The sequence below is a fragment of the Streptomyces sp. TRM64462 genome (genome assembly GCF_013362995.1).
GTDB lineage: Bacteria > Actinomycetota > Actinomycetes > Streptomycetales > Streptomycetaceae > Streptomyces.
In genome coordinates, this window is sequence record NZ_JABWDV010000214.1 from 1 (window position 1) to 10602 (window position 10602).

3 protein-coding genes are annotated in these 10602 nt (G+C 75.2%); all 3 read right to left on the bottom strand.

Going from position 1 to position 10602, the window contains the following annotated elements:
• Nucleotides 1-58: 58 nt before the first annotated feature.
• Complete coding sequence (locus HTZ82_RS09750; protein WP_175408921.1) at nt 59-1369, bottom strand: cytochrome P450; 1311 nt, start codon at nt 1367-1369, stop codon at nt 59-61.
• Nucleotides 1366-8709 carry a non-ribosomal peptide synthetase gene (locus HTZ82_RS09755; RefSeq protein WP_175408922.1) on the bottom strand — a complete coding sequence of 2448 codons (7344 nt, stop codon included), beginning with the start codon at nt 8707-8709 and terminating at the stop codon, nt 1366-1368. Before HTZ82_RS09755 ends, HTZ82_RS09750 begins: the two co-directional genes overlap by 4 nt.
• Nucleotides 8710-9249: 540 nt before the next feature.
• The coding region (locus HTZ82_RS09760) for a non-ribosomal peptide synthetase (protein WP_175408923.1) at nt 9250-10602 on the bottom strand (1353 nt) is incomplete at its 5' end.

A 10602-nucleotide genomic window follows, 5' to 3' on the forward strand; every position in this document is an offset into this window, starting at 1 on the left:
AGGCACAGGTGCGCAGGGTGTTGCGCAGGTGCCCAGGTGTCAGTTGGAAGCGGGCGGGTCAGTAGCGCACGGGCAGCGCCGTCAGCGCCCGGTTGAGCAGCGACAGCTGCCATGCCAGCGGCTCGTCGCCCAGCGCGAGGCCCGGGCGCTCACGCACCAGCACCTCCACCGCGCTCACCGCGACCAGCCGGGCCAGCGCGGCCCCGATGCAGAAGTGCGGGCCGAAACCGAACCCCAGGTGCGACGGGCTGCCGCTGCCGCGCCGCACGCTGAACCGGTCCGGGTCGGGGAACCGCGCCGGGTCGCGGTTGGCGGCGGCCGTGACCAGGAACAGCCGATCGCCCGCCCGTACCGGCCGCCCGTCCAGGTCGAGATCGCGGGCCGCCGTCCTGATCGACATCTTCGACGGGCCGTCGCACCGCATCGTCTCCTCGACGGCCGCCGGCACCAGACCCGGATCGTCGCGCACCGCCGCCAGCTCCTCGGGATTGCGCAGCAGCGCCAGGACGGTGTTCGCGATGAGGTTGCTCGTGGTCTCGCCGCCGGCGAACGCCATCTGCGTCAGCATCCCGACGAACTCCTCCTCGCTGACCGACGTCCCGATCCGGCCGCCCGCGAGGACGGCACTGATCAGGTCGTCCTTCGGCTCGGCACGGCGCTGCCGCACCAGGTCTGCGAGGTAGTCCTCCAGGTTGCACAGCGACTGCAGCGACGTGCGGTACTCGCGTTCCTCCTGTGCCGCGCCCAGCACCAGGTCGCCCACCCGGGCGTTCCAGTACCAGAAGGACGGCCCGTGCGCGGGCGGTACGCCCAGCCAGCGGGCGAAGACCAGGGCGGGCAGCGGCCGGGCGATGTCCGCCACCAGGTCGCCGGCCCCGCCGGGTGCGGCGCGGCGGTCGAGCATCGCCCGCGCCGCCCGCTCGACGAGCCCCCGGTACCGGCCGATGGCGCGCGCGGCGAACTGGTCCTGGAACACCTGGCGGAGCCGCCGGTGCTCGGGCGGGTCGTTGAACACCATCCAGCGGGACAGGATCGTGAACGCCCGCTCCGCGTCCTCGCGTGCGCCCTCCGGCACGGCGTCCATCAGCGGCCGCACCCGCTCCGCGGAGACCGCCGGGTCGCGCAGGCAGCGCATCAGCGGATCGTGCCCGGTCACCAGCCAGGCGCGGTGCAGGGGGCTCCAGTACACCGGGTCGTGGTCGCGCAGGGCGTCGAGATACCCGTACGGATCGGCGTTGACGGCGGGCGACAGCAGGTACCGCTCGGTGAACCCGGTCGCGGTCGCATGCGCGGTCGTGAGCGCGGTCGTCGGCTCGGTGGCCGGCTCGGTCGTCGGCTCGGTCGTGGGCTCCGTGGCCGTGGTGGTCATCGGCGGGCCTCCGCCCCGATCGACGCGAGCAGCGCGGCGGTCTTCGGCATCAGCCGCTCCGACATCATCGACATGTGGTCCCCCTCCGTCACATGGACGGTCAGACCGCCCAGCGCCAGCTCACGCCACCGCTCCACGTACGTGCGGTAGTCCACGTCCAGGCCCGGCATCGGCTCGCCCTCGGGCAGCCCCGCGGCCACGCCGCCCACCACGAGGTGGACATGGCCCGGGTACGGGCGCACCCGGTAGCCGGACAGCGCCACGAGCAGCGAGTGCCACACCTCGATCGGCGCGTTCTCCACCAGCGCGGCCTCGCTCGGGCTCATCCCCGCGCCCAGCAGCAGCGCCGTCAGCTCCGCCACGGCGGCCTCCCGCTCCGGCGACGGCGCCAGCGCGCGGATCCGGTCCCGCATGCCCCGCGCCGTCTCCATGTCCCGGCCGACCCCGGCCAGCCGCCGGGCCGCCGCCGGGTTGGGCAGATACGGCTCGATCAGCACCAGCGGCTCGACGGTGTGCCCGGCCTCGTACAGCTGCGTCGCCATCTCCAGCGCCAGGTTGGCGCCCATGGACCAGCCCAGCAGGTCGTGCGGCCCGCGCCCGCCGTCGCCGTCGGCGGTCATCTCGGCGACGTAGTTCGCCGCGATCCCCGGCACGGTGGTCGGGTCCACGCCGCCCAGCAGGCCACGGGCCTGGAACGCCCGCACCGGACGCCCCGGCGGCAGCGCGCGGGCCAGCGGCACGTACCACGCGGCACTGCCCCCGGTCGGGTGCACGCACCACAGCGGCGCGCCCTCGCCGTCCCGCAGCCGGACCTCCGACCTGACCGCCCCGTCCCCCGCCGCCTCGGCACGGGACGCGAGGCCCGCGACCGTCGGAGCCTCGATGAGGTCCCGCACCGTCACCCGCACGCCGCGCGCCGTCGCCTGCGCGGCCACGCGGACCGTGGACAGGGAGCTGCCGCCCAGCCGGAAGAAGTCGTCGTGCACCCCCACCTCGTCGACGCCCAGGACGCCGCGCCACACCTCGGCCAGCACCAGCTCGGCAGGGGTGCGGGGCGCCACGTACGGGGCGCCGCCCCGCCCGCGACCGGCCCGCGGCAGCGGAAGCGCCCGCTTGTCGATCTTGCCGCTGGTGTTGACCGGCAGGGCGTCGAGGACCACGAAGAACGCCGGCACCATGTACTCCGGCATCCGCGAGCGCAGGCCCCGCCGCAGCTCGTCCTCGCCCGCCCCGGTCTCCCCGCGCGGCACCACGTACGCGACCAGGGCCGGCTCCCCGCCGGGCAGGTCGCGGCGCATCAGCACCACCGCCTGGCGCACCCCGGGCAGCTCCCGCAACGCGTGCTCGACCTCGCCCAGTTCGATACGGAACCCGCGCAGCTTCACCTGGCTGTCCCGCCGGCCGAGCCACTCCACGGAGCCGTCCGGCCGCTGGGCCCCGATGTCACCGGTGCGGCACAGCCGGTCGCCGGGAGCGCCGTACGGGTCGGGTACGAACGTCGCGGCGGTCAGCGCGGGCCGGCCGACGTAGCCCCGGCCGACGGCGTGGCCGCCCAGGTAGATCTCGCCCGGAACGCCGACGGGGAGCGGCTGGAGGTCGTCGTCGAGCACGTAGATCTGCGTGTTGCGGATCGGGCGGCCGACGGGCGCACGCCGGCAGTCGGGCCCGAGGCGGGCGGCGACGGACCACGACGACGTCTCGGTCAGCCCGTACACGTTGTAGAAGCGCCGGCCGCGCGACCAGGTCCTCGCCAGCTCCGCCGGGCACGCCTCGCCCGCCACCTGGAGCACCTCCAGGTCCGGGAAGCGGTCATCGCCCAGCACCGCGAGCGCGCTCGGCGGCAGCATCGTCCCGGTGATCCGGTATTCCCGCAGCGTCGCCGCCAGGTCGGGTCCCGGCCGCAGGGCGTCCTTCGGGACGGTGCACAGCCGGCCGCCGTTCGCCAGCGCCCAGGTCATCTCCAGGATCGACGCGTCGAAGCTGAACGACGCGAACTGCAGCACCCGGTCGGCCGGGGTCGGCGCGACCAGGTCACGCTGGCCCTCCAGCATGTTCGTCAGACCGCGGTGCGGGATCGCCGCACCCTTGGGCGTGCCCGTCGAGCCGGACGTGTAGATGATGTACGCCGTGCTGTCCGGGCTCAGCGAAGGCGCGGCCGCCGGTGCCCCTGCCGGAGGTTCCTCGGGCGCCGCCCACGTCGCCGGGTCGTCGAGGCACAGCGCCGGCCCCTCGAACGGCACCGTCCCGTCCAGCGCGGACTGGGTGAGCAGCACCCGCATCCCGCTGTCCCGCGCCGTGAACGCGAGCCGCTCCGTGGGGTGCCGCGGGTCCAGCGGCAGGAACGCCCCGCCCGCCTTGAGCACGCCGAGCACCGCCCGCACCATGTCCGGGCCCCGGTCCACACAGATCCCCACGACCGTCTCCGGCCCCACGCCCAGCGTCCGCAGCCGCAGCGCCAGCCGCTCACCGTCCGCGTCCAGCCCGGCGTACGTCACCTCGCCGCCCGCGTACGCGACGGCGACCGCGTCCGGTGTCCTGGCGGCGTGATCCGCCACGCACTCGTGGAACATGCGCCCCTCACCGGCGAGCACGGGCCCGCGCGCCCACTCACCGAGCGCACGCTCGCGCGCCGCACCGCGCAGCGCGGGCCGCGACACGGGCGCGTCCGGCGCGGTCACCATCGTGTCGAGCACGGCGCACAGCAGATCCGCCAACTGGTCGGCGGTCGCCGGGGACAGGTACTCCGGGTCCGCGTCGAGCTGGAAGCCGTCCACGCTCGCGTTCACCAGGAGCGGGAACATGGTGCGGGCGATCTCCAGCGACTCGTCCCAGGTGTCGCCGGACAGCCGGTGGAAGTTGACGAAGTTGAACACCGCCTGCACCGGGCTCGGTTCACCGGGCCGCAGCTGCCCGAGCCGCACCAGCGGCACCCTGCGGTGCGGCAGCATCTCCCGCTCGGCGGCGAACACCTCCCGCACGTACTCCAGCCAGCTGCCACGCGGCCGGCGCACCCCGAACGGGACGGTGTTGAGGAACAGGCCCCGCATCCGGTCCGCGCCCGGCAGCTCGGGCCGGCCGTTCGTCACCAGGCCGACGGCGTGCCCCGCCGCGCCGCCGCCGCTGTCGCCGTCGCCGTCCCGCTCCGCGAACAGGCTCATCAGATGGTGGAAGGCCGTCAGCAGCACCGTGCGCCGGGGCACCCCGGCCCTCCGGGCCAGCCGTCCCACGGGCTCGGCCAGCCGGGCGTACGAGCGCCGCGTCTCGTACACGCCCTCCGCGTTCCGGCCGCCCTCCAGGGGCTCGGCCCCGCGCCGCGTGAACCGGACCGGATTCAGGGAGCCCAGCACCGTACGCCAGTAGTCCAGGCCCGTCCCGTCCTCCAGCGCCGCACGCTCCAGCGCCACGTACTCGGCGAAGCGCGGTGCGGCCGGAAGGCGCGGCGTGCGGCCGTGCGCCACCGCCTGGCGGTGCAGGTCCAGCAGGTCCGCGATGAGCGACGTGAGGCTCCAGCCGTCCAGGACCACATGACAGTCCGTCAGCGTGAGCCGCAGCTCGTGGTCCGCGATGTGATGCAGATGGATACGGACCAGCGGGGGCGCCGCCAGATCGAACCGCCGCCCGAACTCCTCGTCCACATGACGCCGCAGCGCGGCCCGCTGCTCCTCGCGGGACAGACCGCGCAGATCGGTGTAGCCGACCGGCAGCACGGCCTCGCGGTGCACCAGCTGGAGCGGCTCCGAGAACGACACCAGGTCGACGGACGTCCGCAGGATGCCGTGCTCCCGCACCACCGCGTCCACCGCCGCCTGGAACGCCGTCCGGTCGAAGCCCTCGGGGACGCTGATCTTCAGATCCGTGACGTTGTGGTACGCGCCGCGCCGCGGGTCGGCGAGCATCTCGTGCAGCATGCCCGCCTGGAGCATCGTCAGCGGGTACGCGTCCTCCAGACCATCAGGGAGCCGCGCCGCGTCCGCCGCGCCGAGCTGCGAGAACGGCGCCACCGGGGCCGGCTCGTCGCCGTCGGCCGCCGTCGCGAGCCCTGCCAGGTCGCCCAGCGTGCGCGCCCGGAACAGGTCGGGCACGGTCAGGGCCAGGCCCGCCGACCGGGCCAGGCCGATCACGCGGAGCGCCAGGATCGAGTCGCCGCCCAGGTCGAAGAAGTTCGCCGTACGGCTGATCCGCTCGACACCCAGCACCTCCGCCCAGATCCGGGCCAGCGCCTCCTCCGTAGCCCCGCGCGGCGGCACATGCCCGGCCGGCGCGGCCGCCGCGTCACCCGCCACCGCCCGCAGCGCCGCACGGTCCACCTTGCCGTTCGCGGTGAGCGGCAGCCGGTCGTGCTTCACGAACAGCGCGGGCACCATGTATGAGGGCAGCGTCAGGCGCAGCCGGTCGCGCAGGTCCGTCGCGTCCAGCGGACGGCCCTCGGTCAGCACGACATGCGCGACGAGCCGGGCACCGCCGTGCCGGTCCGCCCGGGCCACCACCGCGGCGTCGGTCACACCGGGCAGGGCACGCAGAGCCGTCTCGATCTCGCCCGGCTCGATACGGAAACCGCGCACCTTCACCTGGTGGTCGGCGCGCCCCACATAGGCCAGCTCGCCGTCCGGCAGCACCCGCACCAGGTCACCGGTGCGGTACATCCGGGTGCCGCGCGGGCCGAAGGGGTCCGCCGGGAACCGCTCCGCCGTGAGCTCCGGCCGGTTGCGGTAGCCGCGGGCGACACCGCCGCCCGCCACGTACAGCTCCCCGACCGTGCCGCGCGGCACCAGCCGCCGCGACCGGTCCAGGACGTAGCCGTGCTGCCCGGCCAGCGGGCGCCCGACCGGCGACGTCACCGGGGACGCCGTGTCCGCCTCGGTGATCAGCCGGTACGTGACATGGACGGTGGTCTCGGTGATCCCGTACATGTTGACCAGCGCGGGCCGCTCGTCCTCCGGGACCGTGAACCAGTCGCGGTAGTCGCGGGCGTCGAACGCGTCGCCGCCGAACACGACCGTACGCAGCGCCAGTCCGGCGAACGACGCTCCGCACCCCGCCATGTGCGCGCGCAGCCCCTTGAACGCGGCGGGCGTCTGGTTCAGCACCGTGACGCGCTCGTCGCGCAGCACCCGCAGCACGGCCGCCGGGTCGCGCACCTCGTCGTCGGTCAGCACCACGACACGGCCGCCGGACGTCAGCGGGCCCCACAGCTCCCAGACGGAGAAGTCGAAGGCGGGCGAGTGGACGAGGGTCCACACGTCGTCCGGGCCGAAGGCGAAGTGCCGGTCGGCTGCGCCCAGCAGCCAGGCGAGATTGCCGTGGGTGATCTCCACGCCCTTGGGCCGCCCGGTCGACCCGGACGTGTAGATGACGTACGCGAGCCGCTCGGGCCCCGGCAGGAGGTCGCCGGCCTCCGCTTCCGCGGGGTCCTCGTCGGGCACGCACGCGTCCTCCAGGGCGATCACCTCCACCGGCAGGCCCTCGACCGCCGCGCGGCCCGCCGCGTCGGTGACCACCAGCGACACGCCCGCGTCCGTGACCGTGAACTCCCGCCGCGCCCGCGGATGCGCCGGGTCCAGCGGCAGATACGCCGCACCCGCCCGCCACACGCCCAGCAGCGCGATGGCCAGTTCGGGCCGCCGCCCGAGACACACCCCGACCAGCGACTCGGGCCCCGCCCCCGCCGCCCGCAGCCGCCGAGCCAGCGCCCGCGACGCCGCGTCCAGCTCGGCGTACGTCAGGCTCCGCCCGCCACCCGAGACGGCGACCGCGCCGGGGGTGCGGCGGATCCGCTCGGCCAGCCGCTCCGGCGCCGTCAGCGGCGCGGGCCCCGGTGCGAGGTCCCCGCGACCGTCCTCCGCCGACGGGCGGTTGGCCGGCCCGTCGGGTCCGAGCAGCTCCGCGATCTCCTCGTCCGTCAGCAGGGCCATCTCGCTCAGCGGCACACTCGGCACCCGTACGAAGGCCCGCAGCACCGCCACGGTGTGTGCGGCGAGCCGGGCCACCGACTCCTCCGCGAACAGATCCGGCCGGTACACGAACCGCAGCGCGATCCGGTCGCCGTCCTCGTGGACGTCCAGCGTCAGATCGAACTTCGCGGTGGTCAGATCGATCGGGAACGCCGTGCCCGCCGCGTCCCCCAGCGCGTACCCGCCCGCCTGGGCGGGCGTGTGCGTGAACAGCACCTGGAACAGCGGGTTGCGGCCCAGGTCCCGCTCCGGACTCAGCTCGTCCACGACCCGCTCGAACGGCAGCGACTGGTGCGACAGCGCGCCGAGCACACTCTCCCGGGTGCGGGCCAGCAGCTCGTCCGACGTCGGGTCGCCCGACAGATCGGTCCGCACGACCAGCGTGTTCACGAAGAAGCCGACGAGCTGCTCCGTCTCCGGCCGCTCCCGGTTGGCGACGACCGTGCCGATCGCGATGTCGTCCTGACCGCTGTGGAAGCCGAGCGCCGCCTGGAACGCCGACATCAGCGTCATGTACGTCGTCGTGTCCGCCCGTTCGCCCAGCTCCCGCAGCGCGCCCGCCAGGGCGTCGGGCAGCTCCACCGTGTGCACGGCACCGGCGTACGAACGCTCCGGGCCCCGCTGGTGGTCGGTGGGCAGGTCGAGCGGGGTCAGCCCGGCCAGGGCGGTCCGCCAGTAGCCGAGGTCGGCCGTCTGGTCGGTGCCGCGCTGCCACGCCGCGTAGTCCGTGTAGGCGATGGGCAGCGGCGGCAGCTCCGGTGCGGCGCCCCGCCGCCGTGCCTCGTACAGCGCGCGCAGGTCGCGCAGCAGGACGTCCAGAGACCAGCCGTCCGCGACGATGTGGTGCAGGGCGAGCACCAGGACGTGGTCGTCGTCCGCGACCCGCAGCAACGTCGCCCGGAACGCCGGCTCGGCGCCCAGGTCGAAGGGCCGCACCGCCACCTCCCGAACGGCCTCCGCGAGCGCGCCCCGGCCCGCGTCCCGTACGGCCGCGGGCACGTCCACGCGGCGCAGGCCCGGCTGGTCGGCCGCGTCGAGGACGCGCTGCGCCGGGACGCCCTCCTCGTCGGTGAACACCACGCGCAACTGCTCGTGCCGGGCCACCAGGTCCCGTACGGCCGCGTCGAGCGCGTCCACGTCCAGCGGGCCGGCGAACCGCCAGGCGGCGGGCATCAGGTACTCGACGCTGCCGGGGTCGACCCGGTCGAGGAAGTACAGGCGCTGCTGCGCCGCCGACAGCGGGACGCGCTCCGGACGCGGGTCGAGCCGCGGTATCCCGGCGGGCACCCCGGCCCCGGCCCGACCCCGCAGCCGGCGCTCCAGCAGCCGGCGCGCGGCGGGGGAGAGCCCCTGGACCGTGGTGGAGGGTTCGGCCTGTGCAGTGGTCATGGTGAATACCGTCCAATCGGTGTGTCGGTGGCCAATGGCGTGAAGCAAGGGGGGGAGACGCTCGGGGCGAACCGCCGCCCGAGACCGAGACCGGCGGGGCCGAGGCTCGGGGGCCGGGCCGGTGGCCCTGGTCGGGTTGGCTGCCCTCGGGGGGCGAGGTGGGAGCGGGCCGCTCCTGGCCGGGCTCGGGTCGCTGGGCCGGGCCTTGTGGCTACGGGAGTCGTCGTCGAAGTCGTGCCGGGCCGCTCGGGGCCCTGTTGGGATCGGTGGGTCTGGGGTCGCTGCCCTGGGTGGTGGTCGAGGTCCGACGCACGCGGCGGGGGGCCGGGCCGGTGGCCTGGGCCGGGCCCGTCGCCCGCAGCGGGGCCGGGTCCATGGCCCGCAGCGGGGCTCCCTCCCCGGGCCGGGGTTCGGTGGGTGCCGGTGTCGGAGGCAGGGGCCCGAGGGCCCGAAGCCCGGGGTGGGTTCGGTGGCCCGAGGACCGGGGCCGGGGGCCCGGTGACCGAGGGCGGCGGTGGCCGTGCTCGGTGGGCCCCGGGGTCAGAGGTCGGTCGTCAGGGACAGGTCGATCTCGTCGTCGCTCATCGCGGAGATCTCGTCGACGAGCCGCCGCTCCACCTCCGCGGCGAGCCGCTCGACCGTCGGGTGCTCGAACAGGTCCCGCACCTGGACCGGGCAGTCGAACGCGGCGCGCAGCCGGGACGCGGCGGCGACGGCGCGCAGCGAGTGGCCGCCGAGCGCGAAGAAGTCGTCGCGGGCCCCGACCTGGGGCAGGCCCAGCACCTCGGCCCAGATCTGCGCCGTCACCACCTCGGTGGGCGTCCGGGGCGCCACGAACGCGGCCGTGGCCGGAGGTTCCGGATCGGGCAGCGCCGCAGTGTCGAGCTTGCCCTGCACGGTGCGCGGCAGCGCGTCGAGCAGGACGAACGCCGCGGGCACCATGTAGCCCGGCAGCCGGCCCCGGCACCACTCGGCGAGCTTCCCCGCGTCCAGGCCCCGCCCGGCCGCGTACCCCACCAGGCAGCGGTCGCCGCGCAGTTCACGGACCAGGACGGCAGCGGCGTACACACCGGGGTGCTGTTCCAGCACGGCCTCGATCTCGCCCAGCTCGATACGGAACCCGCGGATCTTCACCTGGTGGTCCGTGCGGCCCAGGAAGTCCAGCTCCCCGTCCGGCAGCCGCCGCACGATGTCACCCGTCCGGTACAGCCGGCCGCCCGCACCGCCGCCGAACGGGTCCGGCACGAACCGCTCCGCCGTGAGGCCCGGCTGTCCCAGGTAGCCGCGCGCCAGCTCGGGGCCGCCGACGAGGAGTTCACCCGGGACGCCCACGGGCACCAGCTCGCCCCGCGCGTCCACGACGTACGTACGCCGCGCCCCCCACGCCGTGCCGATCGGGACCCGCCCGTCGACCGGGCCCGTGACCAGCCGCGACGTCGCCGAGATCACCGACTCGGTCGGGCCGTACGTGTTCTGCACCGGGACGTGCGGCAGATACGCGAACCAGCGGGCCAGCGGCGCCGACGGCAGTGTTTCGCCGCCCGTGACCACCAGCCGCAGGCACCGCAGGTCGTCCGCGACCGTGTCGAGCCGGGCGGCGATCTCCTCCCAGTACGACGGGGTGACCTCCATGACGGTCACGCGCTCCTCCCGTACGCGGGCGGCGAGTTCCTCCACCGTCCACACCTCGTCCGGGCGGATCACCACCGTCGCGCCGGCGCCGAGCGCGGGCAGGACCTGCTCAAGAGAGGCGTCGAACGAGAACGACGCGAAGTTCATCACTCGGTCGCCGCACGTGATGCCGAACCGTTCCCGCGCGGTCGCCGCGTGCGCGGCCAGCGCGTGGTGCTCGACGCCGACGGCCTTGGGGCGGCCCGTGGAGCCCGACGTGAA